A 24,871-nucleotide genomic window follows, 5' to 3' on the forward strand; every position below is an offset into this window, starting at 1 on the left:
TCCGTTCCATCTGGGCCAGCAGCAAGGGAATATCATCTACTCGTTCATTCGTTACTATCAGTCTCTCGCTCATGGCGAGAGTTTACTACAATCTGCTAAACCCATCTAGATTTGAGCGAACCATGGGTCCACAGTTCGGCAAAAGGCGAATACGACATTTGTCGCGTGCGGGTCCGAGGCAATGGCCTTATGATACAAGTGCACTGTCGCCCAACGGCCATCGCGGACAGGTTGAACAGAAGGAGCCAGCCATGTTTACTGCCATTCTTCTCACGTTCGGTGCTATTTCTTGTCTTACATCGATCGTTGTCATCGCCGCTGTTATTCGTAGCGGGCAGCTCAACCAGCAAGATGACGTCGCCGCTGTTGAACTGGAAAATAGGCTGTCCGAACTTCGTACCGTCCCCCGCATCAGACAAGACAGCACACAGTTGAGCTGGGGGGAAGTGCAGTAACCGCCCAGTGCCGGCCTGCAAGGCCAGCAACGACGCCGCCAGCCCTGGGGGCAGGCTCCCCGCAGAAACCTGTCGGGCTTACGTCGCAGTCTGTTGGGTATCAGTAAGGTGCCCGGGTCCAGTTGGACCCGGGCACCTTTGCATTGGGGGCTTGCCATCAACTTGGCAAGTCACCGAGAAGGGAGGACAATAGGCGCATACGGGAAATTGTCCAGCCGTGTCCCCAACCCACGTCTTCTGCCGATCGGGCGATGACGGGAAAGGACGGGGGGAGAGAAAGGAAGAGGTGCCGCCATGACCGCGAAAGTGGAGCCAACCGGGAGCCTCCTGCGCCTTGTCACCCGCTTTGTCGCCGCGGCGGCCCTCCTCCTGGTGACGGGAGCCTGCCAGGGAAGCGTCCCCATGCCTGGGATGTCACCTGTGGCCCCGTCCCCCAGCCCCGCCAACCCGGCTGAAGACCTGACGCCGTCCACCTATCCTCGCCTGCTGCGACGGGTGGAGCTGGTCTCGCCTGGAGCCAGCCTGCAGGACCTTCGCTACGATGGGGAACAGGGACGGATCTACGTCACCGACACCGCCGGGTATCTCCACGTGCTGGACGCAGAGAGCGGTCAACCTCTGGCTCGCCTGCCTTATAGCGGTGAGCTGACCCTGGATGAAACCCACCGGCGCCTCTACGTGGCACCGGGCGATGGCATCCTCCCTCCTGGGGAAACGCCGGCCGTGATGGTCATGGACACGGAGACGCTCCAACTGGTGGGCACTCTGCCGAACAGCCGCTACGTGTCCCTGGACGTGGACGGCCATCGTCTCTTTACCGGCCAGCGGCTATATCCGGGCCAGCCCACACCGGACAACGTGCGGGTCTATGACGGCGCCTCCCTGCAACCCCTGGGCGAGATTCCACAGCCGGGCATCCCTGTCTACAATCCCCTGCGCAATGAACTCTTCATTCTGGCCGATACGGTCTACACAGCGGATCCCGATCGGCTTCAGGTGACGGGGGGTCTGCTGCCGGAACTTCAGACCCAGCCCTTTCCCGGCTGCGTGGGCTGCCTGGCCGTCCGCGATGGGCATCTCTTCCCCGAAGCCAACCTCCTGGTGGTGGAGGTGGAGCCCATCAGCACCGGTGGGGGACCCGGGCTGTATCCCCCGCCCCGTTACTTTGACGCACGAACATTGCAGCCCCTGGATCCCGAGGGGGAAGCCCTCCCCGACCTTCTGCCTACCTGTGGCAGCCAGCCGCTCCTGGCGCCGGCTGTACAGGGACGGGTCTATCGTCAGGACCTCTACATCCGTTACGTGGTCTACCGCAACCTGCGGGTGCTGGATGCGGATGGCCACCTCCTGGACTGGCGAGACGGTCTGGCGCTGACTTTCATCCATCCGGCTACCCACCAGGCCATCACGGCGCAGGGCTACGTGATCGACCTGGCCACGCTGACGCCGGTGAGCCGGGTACCCGCCTTTTGCCTGCTGGCCTATGACCTGGCCGCCGACCTCCTCTTCGGCGCGACCCAGGCGGACCCAGAACGGTCGGCCGGAGAGGGCGAGGCCCTGTTGGTGCTCTCTGCCCGGGGCGGGCCGGTGCAAAGTGGGCCCGCCCCCTTGCCAGAACCGCTGCCGGAACAGCCGGTCACGGCCATCCAACCCTCGCCGGACTATGCCCGGGATACCACTGTCTTTGCCGTCGTGGGCGGGGGGCAGCTTTATCGAAGCCGTGACAGCGGCCACAGCTGGACTCGACTCCAGGGCGGGCTGCCCACCGGGGATGGCCTCCAATTGAAGCTGGCTTTTTCACCGGCGTATGGGCAGGACCAGACCCTGTTCGCCGCCGGTTTCGTGGGTGAACAACAAGGGGAAGGGGTGTGGCGCTCCACCGACGGCGGCGACCACTGGACACCCCTGTGGCATGGTCTGCGCTTCCTGCGGGTCTACGACCTGGCCCTGTCCAGCCAGTTCAGCCAGGACCAGCGCCTGCTGGCCTATGCCCGGTATACCCGCCTCATCCCCTGGGAACGGGGCGCGGGGCTCTTTCGTTCGGAGGACGGCGGGTTGCACTGGTCCCTGGTGATGACGGCCACCGAAGAGAGCGGCCTGCCGCCTCCTGAGGCGATGATTCCGGCGAGGCCGCCTACGCCACCGGACGTGCGCCTGGCCGACCAGGGCCGGCGACTGGAATACAGCCAGGACGGCGGCCAGAGCTGGCAGACAGCGTCCCTGACGCCGCCGCCGGGCACCTACTTTCTGGCCCTGGCCACTGCACCGGACTATCCCAGGGATCCGACGGTCTATGTGCTGGGGGACTACAACCTGTGGCAGAGCCCCGATGGCGGCGTGACGTGGCGTCCCTGGCCGGATCCACGCCTGGCCGCCAATCGGGATTACCACAACGGGTTCACCGACCTGGCCGTCTCACCTCGCCTGGCCGATGGTTCGTATCATCTCTTCGTGGGCAGCTATGCCGGCGAATTTTGGACCCTGGAGGTCCATCCCTGAGTCAAGTTCTTCAGCGGGACTTCTTGGACGTCTCTCCCGAAGACTGCGAAGAACCGCCGGCCTTGCGACGACCTGCCGCCGACGGAGGGATATGGGCGCCGCAAACCGTACAAAGCACCGGCGAGCGGCTCTTCTCCGGCGGCACGTACTGACGATGGCCGCAGACGGGACATTGCCGCTTGCGGCGGCGGATGGTTTCCAGAGTGGCGAAAAGTATCGGATTCAAGGCTCCCTTACCCGGCCCACAGATTGAGGCCCATCTCATAGGGGTGGACGAGCTGGGGATGGTGGGGGCGCGCCCGCACACCCAGGACAAACTGCCCGCTGCTATCGGGGACAAGCCGACCCCGGAAACAGAGGGCGTCGCCCTCGCTCCCCACCGGCTCCAGGGGAAGCACCTGGGGCGCCCGCCAGTCCCCTTCTTCATTCGGCTCGCCGTAGACGGCTTCCACCACCACATCCGTCCCGGCCATATCCCGCGGCCGCAGGCGGGCTTCCACAGTGACGCCGTCGCCGATACGCAGCTCGCTGTTGCCTTCCAGCCAGGCTTGAAGCTGCAGGGAGGGCCAGATCTGGCGCATGCGGGCCTTCCAGGCGGCTAGCTCCCGGGCCAGGGCACAGCCGTCGGCGGTGAAGGCGACGTGCTTCTCGGCAGCCGGCAGGTAGTACTGGGTCACATAGTCGATGACCATGCGGCGCATGCTGAAGCGGGGGGCACAGGTGCGGATGGCATTCTTCATCTTCTGGACCCAGCCATGGGGCACGCCGTCCGCCCCCCGGTCGTAGAACAGGGGGATAATCTCATTTTCCAGGGTGCTGTAGAGGCTCAAGGCATCGGCCTCGTCCTGGGTTTCCTGGTCCTTGTACTCCCGCTCCTCGCCGATGGCCCAGCCGTTGGTGCCATCATACCCCTCGACCCACCAGCCGTCCAGGACGCTGAAGTTGGGCACGCCGCTCAGGGCTGCCTTCTGGCCGCTGGTGCCGCTGGCCTCGTGGGGGCGGCGGGGATTGTTGAGCCAGAGATCCACGCCAGAGATCAGGTGCCGGGCGATGTTGATGTCGTAATTCTCCAGGAAGATGATCTTCCCCTGAAACTCCGGCTGCTGGCTCAACTGGTAGATCTGCTGGATCAGGGCTTTGCCCGGTTCGTCGGCGGGGTGGGCCTTGCCGCTGAAAATGATCTGGATGGGCCGCTCTGGATCGTGGAGCAGCCGCTTGAGCCGCTCGATGTCCCGGAAGATGAGGGTGGCCCGCTTGTAGGTGGCGAAGCGACGGGCAAAGCCGATGGTCAGAGCATTGGGATTCAGGACCTGGCCGGCCAGGTCCATTCGGCGGGTCCCCTCGCCATGTCGCACCATCTGCTGCTGGAGCCGGTCCCGCACCAGCTGGATCAGCTGCTCCTTGCGCTGCTGGTGGACGGCCCAGAGCTCCTGATCCGGGATCTGGTCCACCGCCTCCCAGAGGGCCGGATCCTGAACCTGTTCCTGCCAGCCTTCCCCCAGGTAGCGCAGGTAAAGGTCCTTCAGCTCCTGGACCAGCCAGGTCTTGGTGTGGACGCCGTTGGTGATGTGACCGATGGGTACCTGCTCGGTGGGGGTGCCGGGCCAGAGGAAACGCCACATGCGCCGGCTGACGTGGCCGTGGAGGCGGCTGACGCCATTGTGGAAGCCGCTCAGTCGCAGGGCCAGCACGGTCATGCTGTACTGGGGTCCCCAGGGGAGCTCCTGGCGGGCGAAGTCCATGAACCGGTTCCGGTCAATGCCCAGTTGCCCCCAATAGTGGCTGAAGAACTTCTCCACCAGGTCGAAGGCAAAGGCGTCGTTGCCCGCGGGCACCGGCGTATGGGTGGTGAAGAGGGTATCGGCCCGGACGGCCTCTACCGCTTCGTCGAAGCTCAGCTTCTGCCCCTGGACCATCTCCCGCACCCGTTCCAGGCCCAGGAAGGCGCTGTGGCCCTCGTTCATGTGCCACACCGCGGGCGCATAGCCCAGGGCCCGCACCGCGCGCACGCCACCGATGCCCAGCACCACTTCCTGGCTGATGCGCATCTCCCGGTCGCCGCCGTAGAGCCGGGCGCTCAGCTCCCGGTCCTGGGGTGCGTTGTTCTCCACGTCGGTATCCATCAGGAAGATGGGGATCCGCCCCACCTGGATGCGCCAGACCTTGGCGAAGACACGGCGGCCTGGCAACTCCACCTGGACCAGGACCTCGTTCCCCTGGGGATCCCGGGCCGGCACCGCGGGCACTTCGGCGAAGTCGATCTTTTCGTACTCTGCCTGCTGGCGACCCTCGGCGTCGATGCGCTGGGTGAAGTAGCCCTGGGGATAGAGAAAGCCGACGCCGATGAAGGGGAGGCCCAGGTCGCTGGCTGCCTTGCAATGGTCACCGCTGAGGATGCCCAGCCCACCACTGTAGATGGGCAGGGCTTCATGCAGGCCGAACTCGGCGCTGAAGTAGGCGATGACCTGATCCTGTCTGTCGGGAAATTCCCGGCGGAACCAGGTGTCGGCGTGGGGATCCATGTAGGCGTCAAAGGCGGAAAGCACCCGCTCGTAGGCCTGGAGGTACTCCGGATCGGCGGCCGCCGCATCCAGCCGATCCTGCCGAACGGAGCGGAGCATCTTCACCGGGTTGTGGTTGACGGCCTCCCACAGGGCGGGATCCAGCCGGGCGTACAGATCTTGGGCCGAAGTCTCCCAGCTCCACCAGAGGTTGTAGGCCAGCTCTTCCAGCCGGGCAATGGCCGGCGGCAGCTTGGGGAGAACGGTGATTTTGCCAATCGTATTCATAGGGTGGTATTGACTCCTTGATAAAAAACAATAAAAGCACCCGGTCCGACAGCACGGTCGGCACCATGCATGGGTGAGATTATAGCGAATGTTGGAAGAGTGGTAAACCGAATCGATTGTCGCCGAGATGGACTATTCGGCCATATCTTCCTCGATCAGGTGAAAAGCCGCTTCATCCACCAGCCAGGTCACCTGACCGGCAACCGGGTGGATGGCCTGGGCAGGCAGGGCATCCGGCCTGTGGGGACCCACCAGCACATCGTGAAGGGCCTGGGCCTTGTCGGCACCGCTCACCAAGACCAGGATGCGGCGGGCAGCGTTGATGAGCGGGAAGGTGAAGGTCAAACGTGTGGTCTGCAGGGCGGGGACCGGGTTGGCCACCACCAGTCGTTCCTGTTCTGCCAGGGCCGGTGTGTGGGGAAAGAGGCTGGCGGTGTGGCCGTCGGCGCCCATCCCCAAGAGGATGAGATCGAAGCGGGGGCGATCGCCGGTGACCTGGTCGTAGGCAGCGGGCACCAACTCCCGCACAATCGCCTCGTAGTTGGCTGCCGCTACCTCGGGCTCCAGCTCACCGGCCATGCGCATGACCAGTTGAGGCTTCACCCCAGGTTGGCTCAGGAGCACCTGGTGGACCATCCCGTAGTTGCTGTCCGGGTGATCGGGCGGCACGCAGCGCTCGTCGCTCCAGAAGATGCGCCAGCGCTTCCAGTCGATGTCCGGATCCCGGGCCAGGGCCGCGTAGAGGGGCCTGGGGGTCGAGCCGCCGGCCAGGGCGATGGTGAAGACGCCCCGCAGGCCAATGGCCAGGTTGGCGGCGGCGGTCACCAGTTCGCAAGCCACATATGTCAGGGCATCCCGGTCGGCCACGACCTCTACGGTGCGTTGGGGTGGGCGGGGTTGGGATTGATCCACGGGCAGAGCCTGTTCCTTTCTGAACTGGCCGGAGCGTTAGCGCCGGGGGTTGACCGTGTGGGGATTACGCCAGTAGCGGCCATCCCGGGCCAGCAGCTCATCGGCCTCTTTAGGGCCCCACGTGCCGGCGGCGTAGCGGGGCAGGCGCAGGCGTTTGCCGGCCTGGGCCGCCTTTTCTTCCTGCATCTTCCAGCCATTGAGGATGCGGGTAATCCGCTCCCACGCCACCTCGATCTCGTCCCGGCGAATGAAGAGGGTGGTGTCCCCCAGGATGGCATCCAGCAGCAGCCGCTCATAGGCGTCGCCGGGGTCTTTGCCGAAGCTCTCGCTGTACGAGAAGTCCATGGCCACCCGCTCCACGTTAACCGCCGGTCCGGGCCGCTTGGCGTCGAAGGTCAGGCGGATGCCCTCGTCCGGCTGGATGCGCAGGGTGAGGACATTGCTGGGCGGTACCTGGGTGTTGGGGTTGGCGATGAGGTTGGCAAAGAGCATCAGGGGCGGCTTGCGGAAGACGATGTTGATCTCGGTCACTTTGCCGGCCAGGGCCTTGCCTGTGCGCAGGTAGAAGGGCACGCCGTTCCACCGCCAGTTGTCGATCTCCGTCTTCCAGGCCACATAGGTCTCCGTGGTGGAGTGAGGATCGACCCCTTTCTCCTCCAGGTAGGCGGGAATCTCCTGGCCCTCGCTCACGCCGGGGCCGTACTGGGCCCGCACCACCCACTGGTCCACCTCTTCGGGATCCAGGGGACGGATGGAGCGAAGGGCGTTCACCTTTTGATCCCGCACATCCTCGGCGTCAAAGGCCACCGGCGGCTCCATGGCCGTCAGGGCCAGGAGCTGCATCATGTGGTTCTGGAGCATATCCCGGATGGCGCCGGCCTTGTCGTAGTAGCCACCCCGGTCACCGATGCCCAGGGTCTCGGCCACGGTGATCTGGACATGATCCACATAGTTGCGGTTCCAGATGGGCTCGAAAATGCCGTTGCCGAAGCGGAAGACCAGGATGTTCTGGACCGTCTCCTTGCCCAGGTAGTGGTCGATACGGTAGATCTGATCCTCGTCGAACAGGTTCAACAGGTGCTGGTTCAGGTCCTTGGCGCTTTCCAGATCGTGGCCGAAGGGCTTCTCGATGACGATGCGCCGGAGATGATCGGCGGAGGTGCGGCAGCAGAGGCCCGTCTCGGCGATGAGGCTGGTGATGGGCTTGAAGACGCTGGGCGGCGTGGCCAGGTAGAAGAGGTAGTTGCCGCCGGTGTTGCGCTCCGCGTCCAGCTCCTCCAGCCGTTTGGCCAGGGCCTGGAAGCTTTCCAGGTCGTCGTAGTTCCCGCTCATGTAGAAGAGGTTCTGGGAGAACCAGCGCCAGAGGTGCTCGTCAAAGCCAGCGGTGCTGTATTGGGTCACACCCTCCCGGGCCAACTCCCGGAACTCGTCGTCGGTGTAGGGCGTGCGGGCAAAACCCAACAGGGTGAAGTTGGCGGGCAACAGATTCTGGTAGGCCAGCTGGTAGAGGGCCGGGATCAGCTTGCGTTTGGACAGGTCGCCAGAGGCGCCGAAGACCACGATGACGACGGGCTGTTCGATGCGTTTCATGGTCTCGCCTACTTCCCTTCCAGCGCATTCACCTTGTTCAGGCGGCGGATAAAGCGCTCCTCCTGCTGGAAGGAGGCGCCCATGAACGCGCGGACCAGTTCTCGGGCCAGTTCGTCGCCCACGATGCGAGCCCCCAGGCAGAGGACGTTCATGCCATCGTGTTCAACCCCCTGGTGGGCGCTGTAGGTGTCATGGGCCACGCTGGCCCGGATGCCGTGCATCTTGTTGGCGGCGATGCACATGCCCACCCCAGAGCCACAAATGAGGATGCCCCGCTCCGCCTGTCCTCCCTGGATGGCCTGGCCCACCGGCGTGGCGAAATCTGGGAAATCCACCGACGACGAGGCATTGGTGCCGAAATCCAACACCTCATGCCCCAGTTTCTCCAACTCGTCGATCACCGCGGCCTTTAGCGACAGGCCCGCGTGATCGTTCCCCACGGCCACACGCATAAGAGTGACTCCTTCTGTGTCATCTATGAGTCCACTGCAGAAACGACATGGGACGGAGCTGCATCTGGGAACGCTCACTCCCCACACCGGCTACCACCACGCGGGGTCGGCATCCTCAGATGCCGACCCAGACGAAACGGAGCCGCATCTGAGGACGCTCACCCCGCCCATGGATAGCTATCGTGAAATGCTCAAGGTACAAACCACCCGTACCAGGGTAACCAAGAATAGGCCATTTGTAGGTAATCAGGCATACGGGTCCGCGCTGGCCTGGGAGCAGAGGACCTCACCCCCGGGGTGAATCCTGGGCTTCAGACCATTGCTCCGCATCCGCCCGGCCAGACCGGAACCCGTAGAGCTGGAGGGTCTGGGGCCAGAAGAGCCACAGGAGTCCCAACAGGGGCTGGAAGAGGGGGAAATAGCCGTAGTCCTCGCCAAAGTGGCGCCAGACGGTCCGCCCCACCGTGGCCGGATCGATGAAGCTCCAGGTGCCCACCAGCAGGGTCATGAGGGTCTCAAAGCCCAGCACCGCCACCGAAAGCCACCAGGACCAGCGGCGGCGGTAGGCAAAGCCGATGGTGGCGGTCAGGTAGCAGAGGGCGGCCACACCGCTCATGATGGCCGGGAAGTGATAGACGATGTCCGTGCGCACGAAAAGCTGGTAGAGGGCTCGGGCCCCCGTGGAGAGGGCCAGCACCGGATAGGAGACGGCCAGAATGTAGCCGGCCGGGCTCACCAGCGCGGCCCACAGGCCTTCGTCCTGCCGGGATGTGCTCTGTTGACTCATGGCTTATCCTTCACCCGATTCCCGCTTCAACTGAAATTCCTGGATGAGCTGTTCCACCCACTGCTCCACCCGGCCGGGCGTCAGCTCCGGCTGATTCAGCTCATCCAACACCAGCCCCATGAACCGGCCCTCCCGCACGGCCCAGGACTGGCGGAAGTGGTATCCTTCGGTGGGCCACGCACCGACCAGGGTGGCGCCCCGCTCCTCCACCTTCTCGGCCAGGAAGCACATGGCATCCACGAAGGTGTCCGGGTAGCCCACCTGGTCGCCCAACCCGAAGATGGCCACCTGCTTGCCGGTCAGGTCCAGTTCGTCGAGTTCCTCGAAGCTTGCTTCCCAGTCCCGCTGCAGCTGCCCCACATTCCAGGTAGGGATGCCCAGGATCAGGTGGTCGTACTCGAGCATCTCCGCCAGGTAGTACTCGGCCACATCCACCAGCTCCACCAGGTCGTAGCCCTTACGGGCAAAACAAGCCTGGATCTCCCGGGCCACGGCTTCGGTATTGCCATCGGTGCTGCCGTAGAAGAGGCCGATGACCGGCTCGCCGGGCTCATCCTGCCCCTCCTGCTGTGTTTCCTTCGGCTCAATCGGCTCCATGGGAGATGACCGCGTCGGTCAAAAAGCGGCCGATCTGATCCTGCAGCTCCCCGTAGCCCTGGGTGACGGTGAACTGAGGATACTCGGCGCTCACATTGGCCGGCGGCCGGAAGAGGATCCCCCGGTCCGCCTCGGCCAACATGGCCACATCGTTGTAGGAATCGCCCACAGCCAGGGTCCGAAAACCCAGCTCCCGGAAGGTGCGCAGGGCACGGCGTTTGCCATGGGGCAGGCGCAGACGATACCCCTCAATGAGCCCATCTGGCCCCACGGTCAGGCTGTGGGCGAAGATGGTGGGGTAGACCAGCTTGGGCAGGAAGGGGGTGAGCAGCTCATAGAAGCTGTCGGTGATGATGATGACCGGCAGCCGGGCCCGGGCCCAGTTCAGGAAGTCCACTGCCCCTGGCAGCGGCTCCATGGTATCCACCACCGCCTGGATATCCGCCAGGGTCAGGCGGTGCTCCCGCAGAATGCCCAGGCGCATCTGCATCAGCTCGTCGTAATCTGCCACATCCCGGGTGGTCAGGCGAAGCTGCTCGATCCCGGTCTTTTCGGCAAACGCAATCCAGATCTCGGGCAACAAGATGCCCTCAAGGTCCGTCGCCAACAATGGCGGCCGCTGTTCCTTCTCTGTCGGTGTAATTTGTGCCATTGGTGTAATCTATGGATGAATAATGATGGTCAGTCTATAACGATTGTTGGCCAGGGGCGGCGTGGGCATCCTCCGGTACGGCTATGTCCCGCTGGCCATAGATTCAGTCTACCAAACGAGAAACTGATAAACCAAAAGATGTCCCCGGCCGTGGCCCAAACAGAACCCAGCCACGCCGTCACGTTGTTACGACTGTCACGACCGTCACGACAAACGGGCGCCCACATTTGACGCCCTGGGATCCATTGAGTAAACTGGCAAAGACTGAGATTTCATGAGGTTTCAATAGAATTTAACGCCTTTTATCACGCCAGTTTACCGAGGTTGATCATGCCCCACGCACACGGAATGCCAACTGCCCAACTCCTCTGCGTTGGATTGAGCCATCGAACGGCTCCAGTTGAGCTACGTGAGCGATTGAGCTGTCTGGCCCATGAGCCGGAAGCCCTCCTGGCAGAACGCCCCCCTGCCCTCCAGGAGTTGCTCGTCCTCTCCACCTGCAACCGCCTGGAACTCTACGCCAGCCACCCAGGCGGAACGGACACGGATCCGCGCGAAATGCTGGCTGCCCTGCGTCGGCTGATGGCCCGGCGAACCGGGGTGCCCGAGGCCGAGTTCGCCGACCACCTCTACTGCCACACGGGCCTCCAGGTGGCGGAACACCTCTTTCGGGTAGCTGCTGGCCTGGACTCCCTGGTCCTGGGCGAGTCTCAAATCCTGGGCCAGATCACCCAGACCTACAACGCCGCTGCCCAGACGCCCCTGGTGGGGCCGGTCCTCCACACCCTCTTTCGCGCCGCCATTCGCACCGGGAAACGGGCCCGGACCGAGACGGCCATCGGCACCAACCCGGCCAGCATCAGCTCCGTGGCCATTGCCCTGGCCGAAAAGCGCCTGGGCGACCTCCGCAGCCGCCACGTGGCGGTGGTCGGCCTGGGCGAGATGGGACGGCTGGCCACCAAGGGGCTGGCCGCCCGCCAGCTCTCCCGGGTCACCCTCCTCAACCGGACGGTCGCCCGGGCGCAACAGGCCGCAGCCCAACAGCCAGGCTGGGAGGCCGGTTCCCTGGCAGACCTCCCCCAGATGCTGGCTTCCGCCGACGTGGTGGTGAGCGCCACCGCCACCCCCGCCCCCATCATCACCGCGGAGATGGTCCACCAGGCCATGGCCCAACGGCCAGAACGCCCCCTGCTGCTGTTGGACCTGGCCGTGCCCCGGGATGTGGAGCCGACCGTTGCCCTACTTCCCCAGGTTTTCCTCTACGACGTGGACGATCTCATGGGGAGCCTGGATGCAGCCCTGAGCGCCCGCCGCCAGGAGGTGCCCCGGGTGGAGGCCATCATCGGGCAGGAGATGGCCGCGCTGGAGCTGGCCATGCGGGAGCTGGCCATGCGCCCCGTGGTGGTGGACCTGCGCCAGAAGGCCGAGGCCATCCGCCAGGCGGAGCTGGCCCGGGCCCTGCGCCACCTGGGCGACGTGGATCCGGCCGTGGTGGAGCAGCTCCACCACTTTTCCCGGGCCCTGGTGAACAAGCTCCTCCACGAGCCCACCGTTCGCCTCAAGGAACAGGCCCAAAACGGCCAGGCAGAAGTCTACGCCTCGACCGTACGGGATCTCTTTGGTCTGACGGAGCCGGGCACCGGCGAAGCCGAGAGCGCCCAGCCAGGAGCTGCCCGGTGATCACCCTGATCCTGGGCACCCGCCGCTCTCAACTGGCCCGCTGGCAGACGGAACACGTGGCCGGCCTGCTCCAGGTAGCCTGGCCCGGCCTGGTCTGCCAGGTGGAACCCTTCACCACCCGGGGCGACCAGACCCTGGACAAAGCCCTGCCTGAAATCGGCGGCAAGGGGCTGTTCACGGCCGAGCTGGAAGCGGCCCTGCGCAACGGAAGCATCGATCTGGCCGTCCACTCCCTCAAGGACCTGCCCGTGGAGGACGCGCCCGGCCTGACCATCGGCGCCATCGTGGGGCGGGCCGATGTGCGGGACGTGTTGGTGGCCCGCAACGGCTGGACCCTGGAGACCCTGCCGCCTGGCGCGGTGGTGGGCACCAGCAGCGTGCGCCGACAGGCCCAGCTCCAGGCCTACCGGCCGGATCTCACCTTTCGCACCATCCGGGGCAACGTGGAAACCCGCATCCGCAAAGTCCTCTCCGGCGAATATGACGCCACGGTGCTGGCTGCGGCCGGCCTGCAGCGCCTGGGCCTGGAGGAGGCCATCAGCCAGTGGCTGCCCCTGGAGGTGATGCTGCCGGCCCCGGGGCAGGGGGCCCTGGCCGTGCAATGCCGGGCGGACGATACCCAGACGTTGAACCTGTTGGCCGCCATCGACAACCGGGCAGTCCGGGCGGCAGTAACCGCGGAGCGGGCCTTCCTGCAGGCGCTGGGCGGTGGCTGCGCCGCGCCCGTGGCCGCCTGGGCCCGGCAGGACGACACGGGGCTGCTGCTTATGGACGCGCTGCTGGCTTCCCAGCCTGGGACGTCGGCCCCGGGGAGCAGTCCGGCGGTGGCCCGGGTGCGCGGTCGGGACGCGGACCCCTACGCGCTGGCCCGGCGTCTGGCCGAAGAGGTCCGCCGCCGGCTGGATGCAGCGGCCGCGTCCAGGGGGCGCTCCCCCTTGCAGGGGAAGCGGGTGGTGATCACCCGGGCCGCAGAACAGGCAGGCGAGTTCAGCCAGCGTCTGCGGTCGCTGGGGGCCGTCCCGGTGGAGCTCCCCACCATCCAGATCGTGGCCGTGGATGACCTGGCCCCATTCCGGGAAGCGCTGGAACGGCTGGCGCATTACGACTGGATTCTCTTCACCAGCGCCAATGGGGTTCAAGTTTTTTGGGAACAGGCGACCGTCCTGGGGCGAGAGGCCCTGCTGCGCCCCGAGGGTGCCCGGGTCCGTGTGGCGGCTGTGGGGCCGGCCACGGCCCAGGCCCTGGTCGAGCGGGGCATTCCTGTGGACTTTGTCCCTGCCCGGCACACGGGGGAGGCCCTGGCGGCCACGCTGGAACCGGTGCAGGGGCGTCGGATTCTGCTACCCCGGGCGGCCCAGGGACGTCCAGAAGTGGCCAAGATCTTGCGGGCGCGGGGCGCGCGGGTCGACGACCTGCCCATCTACCAGACCGTGCCGGCCCCCATCGACGAGGCAGGCATCCAGGCCCTGGCCCAGGGGGTGGACGTGATCACCTTCACCAGCGGCTCCACGGCACGCCATTTCGTGGCGGCCCTGCGCCAGGAGTCCGGCCTGGACCTGGCCGCGCTCTGCCGCCAGGCCGTGATTGCCTGCATCGGGCCGGTCACTGCCCAGGTGGTGGGCGAACTGGGGCTGCCCGTGCACGTGGTGGCAGAAGAGCACAGCGTGGACGGCCTCATCCAGGCGCTGGTGGCCTATTTTGAAGAGGAAGGCAAAACATGATTGAAGAAAAGTCATTTCGACTCTCCCCGGGTGCCCAGACGGCGCCCACAGCCGAAGCCGGACGGACGGCGGTCGCGTCCCAGGCGCCGGGGGCCTACAGGGCGCGGCGCCTGCGCACCACCCCGGGGCTGCGGGCCATGGTCCGGGAAACCCACCTCAGCCCGGACGATTTCATTTACCCCCTCTTCGTGACCCACGGCCAGGGCGTGCGTCGTCCTGTGCGCTCCATGCCCGGCGTGGCCCAGCTTTCGGTGGACCAGGCCGTGCGGGAGGCGGAGGCAGTGGCTCGGGAGGGGATCCCGGCGGTACTCCTCTTCGGCATTCCGGCCCACAAGGACCCGGTGGGGGAAGAAAACTTTGCCCCGGACGGCATCGTCCAGCAGGCGGTGCGAGCCATCAAGGCCGCAGTGCCGGAGCTGGTGGTGGTGACCGACGTCTGCCTGTGCGAGTACACCGACCACGGCCACTGCGGCCTGCTCAACCAGGGGGACAGGCCAGAGGCGCGCCCCCATCCCCATCTGGAGGAGGGCTACGTCCTCAACGACGAGACCCTGCCCATCCTGGGCCGGGTGGCCGTCTCCCATGCCGAGGCCGGTGCGGACATCGTCGCGCCCAGCGGCATGATGGACGGCATGGTCCAGGCCCTGCGCCAGGCCCTGGACGAGCACGACTTCAGCCACATCCCCATCATGTCCTACGCGGTGAAGTACGCCTCCTCCTACTACGGCCCGTTCCGGGAAGCGGCCGAAGGTGCGCCCAAGTTCGGCGACCGCCGGACCCATCAGATGGATCCGGCTAACGCGCGGGAAGCCCTGCGGGAGGCAGCGCTGGACGTGGCCGAGGGGGCAGATTTCCTCATGGTCAAGCCGGCCCTGGCCTACCTGGATGTGATCCATCGGCTGCGCACCCATTTCCCCCAGCTGCCCCTGGTGGCCTACAACGTCAGCGGCGAGTACGCCATGGTCAAGGCGGCGGCCGCCAACGGCTGGCTGGATGAGCGCAGCGTGGTGTTGGAGACCCTCACAGGCATCAAGCGGGCCGGCGCCGACCTGATCATCACCTACCACGCCCGGGACGCGGTGAGGTGGCTGTCGGAGGGGGGGATCCACAAATGACGCCACTGCAAAAAGGACATTTTTCAACGCAAAGGCGCAGAGGGCGCAAAGCCGCAGCGAAATGCAGGAGAGAATTGCTCTAATCCGCGTTCATCTGCGCGGGTCAGCGTCCGATTTGACCTTGGCCCATCTTGAATGAACATCTTGAATGAAATCGTATCAGAATGAGGATTTACCATGGCTAAACCCCAGACCCTCGAAGCGATCCGGGAGCGGGAGGCTCCCAACACGCTGGAAGATGTGGATCTGAGCGAGAAGGGACGAAGCGCCACCGGCGAGGTTATTTCCAGCAACCGGCGGCTCTTCATGCAGTTCATGGCCTTCGGCGACTGCAGCGACACCCGGCGCCTGATCACGGCCCTCCAGGCGGAGCGGGTGCAGGGCGTCCTCTACGAGGACGTGAACGACCCCAGGGGCGTGGGGCTGGTCACCTTCAGCGAAACGCCCGACTACTTCGTAGATGAGCTGCGGCGCTTCTTCAACCGGCCACCTTTCAGCCGCCTGACGCCCAAGCCCGAATACACCATGCTGGGGCGCACCTACAGCATCGGCTATGAGCCGGACCTGGACGAGACCCTGATTCGGCGGCCCCTGCGCCGGCTCTGCGATCCCAAGCTGCCGTGGGTCATCTGGTATCCCCTGCGCCGCTCCGGCTCCTTTGAACAGCTCTCCCCCCAGGAGCAGAACGTGATCCTGATGGAGCACGGTGGCATCGGCCGGGCCTTTGGCCGGGCCGGCCTGGGCTACGACATTCGCCTGGCCTGCCAGGGGCTGGACAAAAACGACAACGACTTTGTGGTGGCCTTGCTGGGCCCCGAGCTCTATCCCCTGTCCATGATCGTCCAGCGCATGCGCAAGACCAAGCAGACATCCCTGCACCTGGCCCACCTGGGCCCCTTCTTCGTGGGGCGGGTGGCCTGGCAATGCGAGTTGCCCGCCTTTGCCCAGGCGCCGGCCGCAACACCCTAAAGAGAACGAGGAGAACATGGAGCAAACAGCCATTCGCGGGGGGCGCCCCGCGCAAGCGGGAGGAGAGGTCCAGGAAGCCCCGGAGCCCCAGGCCCCTTTCCTGCGGGCCTGCCGTGGCCTGCCCACCCCCTACACGCCCATCTGGCTCATGCGCCAGGCCGGCCGCTACATGCCCGAGTATCGGGCCATCCGGGCCCGCCATAGCATGCTGGAGATCATCCGCACGCCGGAGCTGGCCGCGGAGGTGACCCTGCAGCCTATCCGCAAGTTCGGCTTCGACGCCGCCATCATCTTCGCGGACATCCTGCCCCCACTGATCGGCATGGGGCTGCAGCTGGAGTTCGTCAAGGGGGAAGGGCCCCGCATCCTCAACCCCATCACCCGGCCGTACGACGTGGACCGGCTGGCCACCCCGCCGGCGGAAGAGACCATGGGCGCCACCCTGGAGGCCATTCGGCTGGTGACCCGGGAGCTGGAGAGCTCCTTCGGCGGGGTGCCTCTCATCGGCTTTGCCGGCGCGCCCTTCACCCTGGCCAGCTATGCGGTGGAGGGGGAAGGCTCCAAGACCTACAGCCGGGTCAAGGCTTTCATGTACCGGGAGCCGGCAGCCTGGCGGCGCCTGATGAACAAGCTGGTCACCGTCCAGGGCGACTACCTGATCAAGCAGGCCCAGGCTGGCGCCGCGGCCCTGCAGGTCTTTGACTCCTGGGCCGGCCTGGCCCTGGGCAAGCAGGACTACGTGCGCTTCGTCCAGCCCTACAACAAGGCCCTGTTCGACATGCTCAAGCGGGCCGGCGTGCCGGTCATCAACTTCAGCACAGGCACCGCGGCCTACCTGTCGGAAGTGGCAGCCTGTGGCGGTGATGTCCTGGGCGTGGACTGGCGTATGCCCCTGGACTGGTGCTGGGCGCAGATCGACTACAGCCGCCCCATCCAGGGCAACCTGGATCCGGCGGCCCTGCTGGCGCCCTGGCGGGAGTTGAAATACCAGATCGACGACGTCCTCGACCGGGCCCAGGTCGACGGGAGACCGCGCCCCGGCCACATCTTTAACCTGGGTCACGGTATCTACCCCAACACCCCCGAGGAGAACGTGCAGCGGCTGGTGGAATACGTGCGCGAGAAAACGGCGGGGAAGTCCTAAGTTCGGAGTCCTAAGTCCGGAGTCCGGAGTCCGCAGTCCAGAGTCAGGACTTAGGACTTCATATCAGGTAAACGAACATGCGAGAAAAAGTACACTATCCCATCGGCGTTTTGATCATGGCCTACGGTGGGCCTAACTCCCTGGAGGAAATACCAGGCTACCTGGCGGACATTCGCAACGGCCGGCCCACGTCGCCAGCCGTGCTGGAGGAGATCACCCACAACTACAGCCGCATCGGCGGCAAATCGCCCCTGTTGGAAATCAGCCAACAGCAGGTGGCCGCGGTGCAGGCCCGGCTAGATCCGGAACGTTTCCGCTGCTACCTGGGCATGCGCCACTGGGCGCCCTGGATCGAAGAGGTGGTGGGCCAGATGGTGGAGGATGGCATCACCCATGCCATCAGCCTGGTGCTCGCACCCCACTTCAGCAAGCTGAGCATCGCCAAATACCAGGAAAAGATCGCCGACGGCCTGGCCATGTACCACGGCTCCATCGAATTCCGCCACATCTCCTCCTACCACGACGCCCCCCTCTACATCCAGGCCCTGGCGGATCGGGTGCGGGAGGGGTTGGCCCGCTGGCCCGAAGAGGAGCGGGAGACGGTGCACGTGGTCTTCAGCGCCCATAGCCTGCCCACCCGCATCCTCCGCATGGGGGACCCGTACGACAGCCAGCTCCGGGAGACGGCCCGGCTGGTGGCCCAGGCGGCTGGCCTGGACACGCCCGGCGAGCCGCCCCGCTGGTCCTGGAGTTATCAGTCCGCCGGACGCAGCCCGGAACCCTGGCTGGGACCGCAACTGGAGGAGCACATCCCGGCCCTGGCCAGCCAGGGCATCCGCAACATCGTCAGCGTGCCGGTGGGCTTTGTGGCCGACCATGTGGAAATTCTCTACGACATTGACATCGAGGCCCAGGAAGTGGCTCGGGCCCATGGCGTGCGCCTGGAACGGCCGCCGGCCCTCAACACCGATCCCCGCTTCATCCAGACGCTGGTGGACCTGATCCAGGAACAGGCCGCTCCGTGGCTGGGGGATTAACAGAAAGGTTAGCGATCATGCCATCCATTGCGAAATCCCAGGACCTCTTTGCCCAGGCCCAACAAGTGTTGGTGGGCGGGGTCAACTCCCCGGTGCGGGCCTTCCGGGCGGTGGGCGGCCAGCCCCTCTTCATTGCCCGGGGCGAAGGCGCCTACCTGATCGACGTAGACGGCAACCGCTACATCGACTACGTCCTCTCCTGGGGTCCCCTGATCTTGGGGCATGCCCATCCCCGGGTAGTGCAGGCTCTGCAGGAGGCGCTGGTCAACGGCACCAGCTACGGCGCGCCCTGTCCCCAGGAAGTAGAGCTGGCCCGCCTGGTCATGGAGCTGATGCCTAACATCGAGATGATCCGCTTCGTCAACTCCGGCACCGAGGCCACCATGAGCGCCCTGCGCCTGGCCCGGGCCTACACCGGCCGCACCAAGATCGTCAAATTCCAGGGGAACTACCACGGCCACGCGGATATGCTCCTGGTGCAGGCTGGCTCTGGCGTTGCCACCCTGGGCCTGCCGGACTCACCGGGTGTGCCGCCGGCCACCGTGGCGGATACCCTGACCGCGCCCTACAACGACCTGGAGGCCGTCGAACGCCTGTTCGAATCCTTCCCGGGGCAGATCGCCGCGGTCATCGTGGAGCCGGTGGCCGGCAACATGGGGCTGGTACCGCCTCGGCCGGGCTTCCTGGAGGGGCTGCGACAACTCACCGCCGACGACGGCGCGTTGCTCATCTTCGATGAAGTGATGACCGGCTTCCGGGTACATCCCGGAGGCGCCCAGACCCTCTTCAACATCCAGCCGGACCTGACCACCCTGGGCAAGGTCATCGGTGGGGGGCTGCCGGTGGGCGCCTATGGCGGCCGGCGGGAGATCATGGAGATGGTGGCGCCCCTGGGCCCCATGTACCAGGCCGGGACCCTCTCCGGCAACCCGCTGGCCATGACTGCGGGCATCGAGACCCTGCGCGTCCTGCGGGAGCCTGGTGTGTGGGAGGGGATGGAAGCCGCTGGAGAGCGCCTGGTGGCGGGACTAACGGAGGCGGCCCGGGCGGCTGGGGTGCCCATTTCGTGTAGTAGAGTAGGCACCATGTTTGGCCTCTTCTTTGCGGAAGGGCCGGTGGTGGACTGGGAATCGGCCAGGGCGGCGGACACAGCACGCTTTGCGAAATATTTCCAGGCCATGCTGGAGAACGGCGTCTACGTGGCGCCGTCCCAGTTTGAAGCAGGTTTCATCTCCACAGCCCACGGCACGGCCGAAATCGAGGCCACCGTGGCAGCCGCGTCCCGGGCCTTTGAGGCCACCCGGAACTGAGTCAAGACTGAAGCGCACCGCAGGGATACCCCGGGGGGAGCTGGGACTCGCTACCTGGGGTATCCCTCTTCGCCTCTGCAGTACGATCCCCGCAGCTGTGCCCCTCTGTTTTCCCCGCGTCAACCATAAGATTGGCGCCAGTGTCCCGTTTTCTCTGAGCCCTCTGTGTCTCAGCGGTAACCGAACCCCTTTTCGCAGGAAGGAAATAGCTTAATTAAATGACCCTTTTATTGAGCAATGAAGGGCATGCCTTCGAGAACGGGGTGTATTTCGCATAGTATTTCGTGCAGTGCACCAATACCAACCACGCGCTGTTTGCTCCCTGGCCCTGGCCGAGTGAACGCCTGCGCATCCCACCTCAGACGACTCGCCCCTCCCTCAACGACTATCCGGCCCCGGCCCTCGCGAGCGTAAGCTCCACTGCGCGCTGAAAGCATGGCTGAACTCCAGCGAAGCCTCGGCAATACAACCGGACCGCATTGGCTCTCCCCTCCCCTACCAGGCGCCATATGACTATCCGAAGATAGAGGTTCGAGCCTCACAGATGGCACAAGATCCCCAGGGGAAGAAGCCATAGCGGAAATCCTTGACTGTTTGGGGAGGCAAAATCGTGGTTGACAACCGGGCTCATTTGGGCTATTATCTGTCCAATAGATTAATTAAAAATATAGACGGCTCCCCACGAAGACGGAGCATCCACATAGAGAGGTAAGCCAGCAAGATGAGTGACAAAAGGAATGAACAGCTTATACCCTATGCGAACAACCTCTGGATGGAACAACGTCCAGGGAACCTTCAGGGGAGCGAGTCCCCCCTACCCTTCGCCGCCACCATCCTGGCCGGCCAGCTGGCCCCTTCCAGTATCGCCATGTACCAGCGGGATTTCGAGGCATACCTGCGCTTCGCCGGCTCCTTCGACCAGGCGGTGGACGCGGCCACCCTGGCCCGCTGGCGCAGCCACCTGGCCCAGTCCACCGACATGAGCCCCAACACCATCAACCGCATGCTGAGCGCCGTCAAGCGCCTGATGAAGGAGGCAGCCGCCCAGGGGTATATCGGCCAGGAGGTCGCCCTCAGCTTCGCCCAGGTCAGTGGGGTCAAGGCGGCCGCGCTGAAAGACCGCATCAAGCAGAATGCCCGCACCCGCATCGAGCCGGAGGCCATGCGCGATATCTGTGAGCTGCCAGACACCAGCCAGCTCATTGGCCTGCGAGATAGCGCCATCCTGGCCACCCTGGCTAGCGGCGGCCTGCGGGTCAGCGAGCTGGCCAGCCTCAAGTGCAGTCAAATCCGACGGAAAGGCCGAGGGTACGTGGTGCTGGTTCGGGGGAAGAACGACGTGGAATTCCGAGAGGCGCCCCTCAGTCGGGAGGCCCACACGCGCATCGCTGCCTGGCTGGCGGCCCGCCCCGTGGACAGCGAGTACGTTTTCACTGCCTTCGACGGCCGTGGCAACGACGGGAAGCGCCTTTCTGACCGCCCCCTGTCGGCCGTCGCACTGTGGCGGATTGTCCGCAAGTATAGCCTGCAGGCCGGGATGGAAGAAGTGAAACCCCACGACTTCCGCCGCTTCGTGGGCACCCAACTGGCCCGCAAGGATATCCGCATGGCCCAGAAGGCCTTGGGCCACAAACGCCTGGAGACCACCGTGCGCCACTACGTGCTGGACGAGCTGGAGCCGGGCCTGACGGATGATCTCTACTAAACCAACAGGCTCATCTCCCAAATGGGTGCGAAGATGAGCCAACCAACAAGGAGCCTTCATGGGTATTGCCACCGATATTGCCATCATTGTCGTCGCCGGCCTCCTGGGTGGCCTCATCGCCCAGCGACTGCACCAACCCCTGATCTTGGGCTACATCGTGGCCGGGGTCCTGGTGGGCCCCTATACCGGGGGCGTCACGGTCACGGAGATCCACGATATCGAGCTGTTGGCGGAGATCGGCGTCGCCCTGCTGCTCTTTGCCCTGGGCATCGAGTTTTCCTTCCGGGAGCTGCAGCCCGTCCGGCGCATCGCTCTAGTGGGCACCCCCATCCAGATGCTGCTGACCATGGCCCTGGGATGGTCCCTGGGCCGGTGGATGGGCTGGGATTGGATCCCTGCGCTCTGGTTCGGCGGCGTCATCTCCCTCTCCAGCACCATGGTCATCCTCAAGACCTTGATGAGCCTGGGGCGCCTGGGCACCCTGGCCAGCCGGGTGATGGTGGGGATGCTCATCGTCCAGGATCTGGCGGTAGTGCCCCTGATGATCATCCTCCCCCAGCTCAGCGACCTGGAGCGTGGGCTGCCACAGCTGGCCTGGGCGGCGGTGCGGGCGGCCATTTTCCTGGTCGGCATGGTCTTCGTGGGCACCCGACTGATCCCCGCGCTCATGCGCCACATTGCCCGCTGGAATTCCCGGGAACTCTTCCTGCTGGCTGTGACCGCCCTGGGGTTGGGCATCGGCTATGTGACGTACCTGTTCGGTCTCTCCTTTTCCTTTGGCGCCTTCGTGGCCGGCATGGTCCTGAGTGAGTCCGACTACAGCCACCAGGCACTCACGGATATCATCCCCCTGCGGGATCTCTTCGGCCTGCTCTTTTTCGCCTCCGTGGGCATGTTGTTGGATCCTACCTACCTGATGGCCAACCTGGGCACTGTGCTGCTCATGGTACTGCTGGTGGCGGTGGGCAAGGCGGTCATCTTTACCGGTCTGGCACCCCTCTTCGGCTACGGCAACATTGTCCCCATTGCCTTGGGGCTAACCATGTTCCAGATCGGGGAATTCGGCTTTGTGCTGGCGCGGGTGGGCGTAGGCAGCGGCGCAGTGGACCGGGATCTCTACTCCCTGATCCTGACGGTGGCGGTGATCACCATGATCCTGACGCCCTTTGTGGCCCGAGCGGCGGGGCCCGTCTACCGCCTCTGGCGCAGGCAATTCCCCCAGGAGCCCCTGCAGACGATGAACCTGCCCCAAGAGGGCCTTCACGATCATGTGGTCATCGCCGGTGCAGGTCAGGTGGGCGAATATGTTTCGCAGGTCTTGCGCCAGTTGAAGCTCCGCTTTGTGGCCATCGAGCTGGATCATCAACGGCTGGAACATTGCCAGGCCCAGGGCATCCCTGTCATCTATGGGGATGCCAGCCATCCCGTGGTGCTGGAGGCAGCGGCCATCGACCAAGCCCGGCTCCTGTTGATCACCGTTCCCTCCCTCCAGGTGACCCAGGCCATCGTCCAACATGTCCACCAGATCCGGCCTGACCTGCACATCGTGGCCAGGGCGGAGAGTGTCGAGGAGATGAAGCGGCTGCACGAGCTTGGGGTCTACGAGGTGGTGCAGCCCAAGTTCGAGGCCGGCCTGGAAATTACCCGCCAGGCCCTCCTGCATCTGGATATCGCCGCGCCGGACATCCAGCGCTTCATCGATGCCGTGCGCCAGGAGCTGTACGCGCCCCTCTACGAGGTGCACCCCGACTACCACACGATTGCGGAGTTGCACCATGCCCAGCGCGCCATGCGGCTTGCCTGGTTCTCCCTGCCACCCCACAGCCCGTTGATCGGCCAGACCCTGCAGGATGCCCACATCCGTGGACGGACAGGCGCGTCCGTGGTGGCGATCATGCGGGGGCAGGAGCTTCACCCCAACCCGGATGCAACCTTTCGATTGGCGCCAGGGGATCGGGTGGCCGTGCTGGGCAACAGCGCACAACTGGCCGCCTTTGAGCAGCTGGTCCACACCCACCGGGATGGAGAGGGGTAGCATAGAAGAGGGGCTATCGCACAAGAATGCCGCTGGCTCGCGGGCAGTGCAGAGAAAATTTCTCTGCACTGCCCGCGAGTGGCTTGGAGCGCTATTTGCGTCGCTGGCGCTCGAACCACGCAGCGGCGACGATTCCACCCAGAACCACCAACACCACGTTGAAGACCCGCAACCCAACGGACCAGGACGAGATCCCGGTGCCGGGCAGGGCGGGGACGGCGGTAGCAGTCTGGGTGGGGGTAGCTGGGGGCAGTGCGGCAGCCGGCGGCAGGACCGTGGACGTGAACGTAGCTGTGACTGTCGCCGCGGGCATCGGGGTCCAGGTGGCGGTCACCGTAGGCGCCGGCGTCGGTGTCACCGTGGGCAGCAACGAAATTGTCGCCGTCCAGGTTGGCGTGGGTGCAGGCGTAGAGGTGGAGGTCGCCGTAGGCGAGGCAGTAGCTGTCGCCGTGGGCATTGGGGTCCAGGTGGCCGTACCCGTGGGTGTCGCCGTAGGCGCCTGGGTGGGAGTGGCTGTGGCCGTGGGCATTGAAGTTGGCGTCGGTGTATGAGTGGCCGTCGGCGTGTCGGTGGGCGTCGCGGTGGGTACCGGTGTCGCTGTGGGCGTATGGGTGGGCGTCAAGGTTGCAGTCGCTGTGGGCGTCGGTGTGGGTACAGCGACCTGCACCGTAGCGATTACGGCCAGCACAGTGCCATCCCCGGCCACTTCCTCGATGGTCACTGTGTACTCGCCGGCTTCGGGGAGCTCCACGCTGGCAGACCAGATCCCTTCCACGGAAACCGTGGGCGTCATGATGGCAGTTCCGTTGACGGCCACCTGCACCTGCTGCCCCGGCGAGGCTGTCCCCTCCAAAACCAGGTGATGGATACCCGCTTCGTCCACCTTCAGGTCAGAGCGAACCAGGCGCAAGGGAATGGACGTGGCGGTTGGAGTGGCCGTCGGGGTCGCGGTTGGCGTCTGGCTAGGAGTCGCCGTCGATGTATGGGTAGCGGTCGGCGCTTCTGTGGGCGTCTCCGTGGCCGTCGGGGTCGGCGTGAAAGTAGCTGTCCCCGTGGCCGTTGGGGTGGGCGACGGCATCGCCGTGGGCGTCGCGGTAGCCGTCGCGGTGGGGCTGGCCGTGGGACTTGGCGTCTCCGTCGGACTCGGCGTGGCCGTGGGTGTCTGGGTGAAGGTAGCCGTCGCCGTAGGACTTGGTGTCGCTGTGGGTGTCTCGGTGAAGGTGGGCGTCACCGTCGCCGTCGGCGTGTGAGTAGCCGTGGGCGTCTCGGTGGGTGTGGGCGTGGGCGGCGGCGCTACCACCACGTAGGAGCTCAGCCGGGGCGGCACCGCCTCCCCGTTCACTGCCCGACAGCCGATGTACTGGATGCCTGCCGTGGCGAAGGTCAGCTCATGGCGCCAGTGACCCTCCTCGTCCACCGTCA

Annotated in this window: 18 protein-coding genes and 1 pseudogene; 11 read left to right on the top strand and 8 right to left on the bottom strand. The window is 65.2% G+C overall.

The window, feature by feature from the left end:
* Nucleotides 1-251 precede the first annotated feature (251 nt).
* Together FKZ61_RS22575 and FKZ61_RS22580 are read left to right on the top strand one after the other, a co-directional pair.
* Nucleotides 252-455 (top strand): hypothetical protein, encoded by a 204-nt coding sequence (locus FKZ61_RS22575; protein WP_141612415.1) that lies wholly within the window; start codon nucleotides 252-254, stop codon nucleotides 453-455.
* A gap of 294 nt (nucleotides 456-749) precedes the next feature.
* Nucleotides 750-2,954, top strand: a complete 2,205-nt coding sequence (locus FKZ61_RS22580) for a hypothetical protein (protein WP_141612416.1) — start codon at nucleotides 750-752, stop codon at nucleotides 2,952-2,954.
* Nucleotides 2,955-3,187: 233 nt separating this feature from the next.
* Here FKZ61_RS22580 and glgP read toward each other — a convergent pair whose 3' ends face one another.
* From glgP to thrH, 7 genes are all read right to left on the bottom strand, one after another.
* The gene (gene glgP / locus FKZ61_RS22585; protein WP_141612417.1) at nucleotides 3,188-5,743 is read right to left on the bottom strand and encodes an alpha-glucan family phosphorylase; all 2,556 of its coding nucleotides are present in this window, start codon (nucleotides 5,741-5,743) and stop codon (nucleotides 3,188-3,190) included.
* Between the two features lie 132 nt (nucleotides 5,744-5,875).
* Nucleotides 5,876-6,655 (bottom strand): 6-phosphogluconolactonase, encoded by a 780-nt coding sequence (gene pgl, locus FKZ61_RS22590; protein WP_170200188.1) that lies wholly within the window; start codon nucleotides 6,653-6,655, stop codon nucleotides 5,876-5,878.
* Between the two features lie 36 nt (nucleotides 6,656-6,691).
* Complete coding sequence (zwf, locus tag FKZ61_RS22595; protein WP_141612419.1) at nucleotides 6,692-8,245, bottom strand: glucose-6-phosphate dehydrogenase; 1,554 nt, start codon at nucleotides 8,243-8,245, stop codon at nucleotides 6,692-6,694.
* Between the two features lie 8 nt (nucleotides 8,246-8,253).
* Nucleotides 8,254-8,697, bottom strand: coding sequence for a ribose 5-phosphate isomerase B (rpiB, locus tag FKZ61_RS22600; protein WP_141612420.1), 444 nt, complete (start codon nucleotides 8,695-8,697; stop codon nucleotides 8,254-8,256).
* Between the two features lie 286 nt (nucleotides 8,698-8,983).
* Nucleotides 8,984-9,484, bottom strand: coding sequence for a hypothetical protein (locus tag FKZ61_RS22605; protein WP_211358697.1), 501 nt, complete (start codon nucleotides 9,482-9,484; stop codon nucleotides 8,984-8,986).
* A 3-nt stretch (nucleotides 9,485-9,487) separates the two neighbouring features.
* Nucleotides 9,488-10,081, bottom strand: coding sequence for a flavodoxin (locus FKZ61_RS22610; protein WP_141612421.1), 594 nt, complete (start codon nucleotides 10,079-10,081; stop codon nucleotides 9,488-9,490).
* Complete coding sequence (thrH, locus tag FKZ61_RS22615) at nucleotides 10,068-10,688, bottom strand: bifunctional phosphoserine phosphatase/homoserine phosphotransferase ThrH (protein WP_229964368.1); 621 nt, start codon at nucleotides 10,686-10,688, stop codon at nucleotides 10,068-10,070. Before thrH ends, FKZ61_RS22610 begins: the two co-directional genes overlap by 14 nt.
* A 393-nt stretch (nucleotides 10,689-11,081) precedes the next feature.
* Between thrH and hemA the strand changes: the two genes are divergently transcribed.
* The 9 genes from hemA to FKZ61_RS22660 all read left to right on the top strand — a co-directional run bounded on the left by hemA (nucleotide 11,082) and on the right by FKZ61_RS22660 (nucleotide 23,449).
* Entirely contained in the window at nucleotides 11,082-12,413 is a 1,332-nt protein-coding gene (hemA, locus tag FKZ61_RS22620) for a glutamyl-tRNA reductase (protein WP_170200190.1), read from the top strand.
* On the top strand, nucleotides 12,410-14,134 hold the full coding sequence (hemC, locus tag FKZ61_RS22625; RefSeq protein ID WP_170200192.1) for a hydroxymethylbilane synthase: 1,725 nt from the start codon (nucleotides 12,410-12,412) through the stop codon (nucleotides 14,132-14,134). Before hemA ends, hemC begins: the two co-directional genes overlap by 4 nt.
* On the top strand, nucleotides 14,131-15,249 hold the full coding sequence (gene hemB, locus FKZ61_RS22630; RefSeq protein WP_141612424.1) for a porphobilinogen synthase: 1,119 nt from the start codon (nucleotides 14,131-14,133) through the stop codon (nucleotides 15,247-15,249). Before hemC ends, hemB begins: the two co-directional genes overlap by 4 nt.
* A 177-nt stretch (nucleotides 15,250-15,426) precedes the next feature.
* Entirely contained in the window at nucleotides 15,427-16,218 is a 792-nt protein-coding gene (locus FKZ61_RS22635; RefSeq protein WP_141612425.1) for a chlorite dismutase family protein, read from the top strand.
* A gap of 16 nt (nucleotides 16,219-16,234) precedes the next feature.
* The gene (gene hemE, locus FKZ61_RS22640; RefSeq protein ID WP_141612426.1) at nucleotides 16,235-17,362 is read left to right on the top strand and encodes a uroporphyrinogen decarboxylase; all 1,128 of its coding nucleotides are present in this window, start codon (nucleotides 16,235-16,237) and stop codon (nucleotides 17,360-17,362) included.
* 77 nt (nucleotides 17,363-17,439) lie between these two features.
* Nucleotides 17,440-18,399 carry a ferrochelatase gene (gene hemH / locus FKZ61_RS22645; protein WP_141612427.1) on the top strand — a complete coding sequence of 320 codons (960 nt, stop codon included), beginning with the start codon at nucleotides 17,440-17,442 and terminating at the stop codon, nucleotides 18,397-18,399.
* Between the two features lie 17 nt (nucleotides 18,400-18,416).
* Nucleotides 18,417-19,709: a glutamate-1-semialdehyde 2,1-aminomutase gene (gene hemL / locus FKZ61_RS22650; protein ID WP_141612428.1), complete on the top strand. Its 1,293-nt coding sequence runs from the start codon at nucleotides 18,417-18,419 to the stop codon at nucleotides 19,707-19,709.
* Between the two features lie 721 nt (nucleotides 19,710-20,430).
* The gene (locus tag FKZ61_RS22655; protein WP_141612429.1) at nucleotides 20,431-21,414 is read left to right on the top strand and encodes a tyrosine-type recombinase/integrase; all 984 of its coding nucleotides are present in this window, start codon (nucleotides 20,431-20,433) and stop codon (nucleotides 21,412-21,414) included.
* A gap of 58 nt (nucleotides 21,415-21,472) precedes the next feature.
* Nucleotides 21,473-23,449, top strand: coding sequence for a cation:proton antiporter domain-containing protein (locus FKZ61_RS22660; RefSeq protein WP_141612430.1), 1,977 nt, complete (start codon nucleotides 21,473-21,475; stop codon nucleotides 23,447-23,449).
* A gap of 91 nt (nucleotides 23,450-23,540) precedes the next feature.
* On the opposite strand, the pseudogene FKZ61_RS24160 reads toward FKZ61_RS22660, so the two are convergent.
* Nucleotides 23,541-24,871, bottom strand: a pseudogene (locus FKZ61_RS24160) (hypothetical protein); the annotation flags it as partial.

It is taken from the genome of Litorilinea aerophila (assembly GCF_006569185.2).
Taxonomy (GTDB): Bacteria; Chloroflexota; Anaerolineae; order Caldilineales; family Caldilineaceae; genus Litorilinea; species Litorilinea aerophila.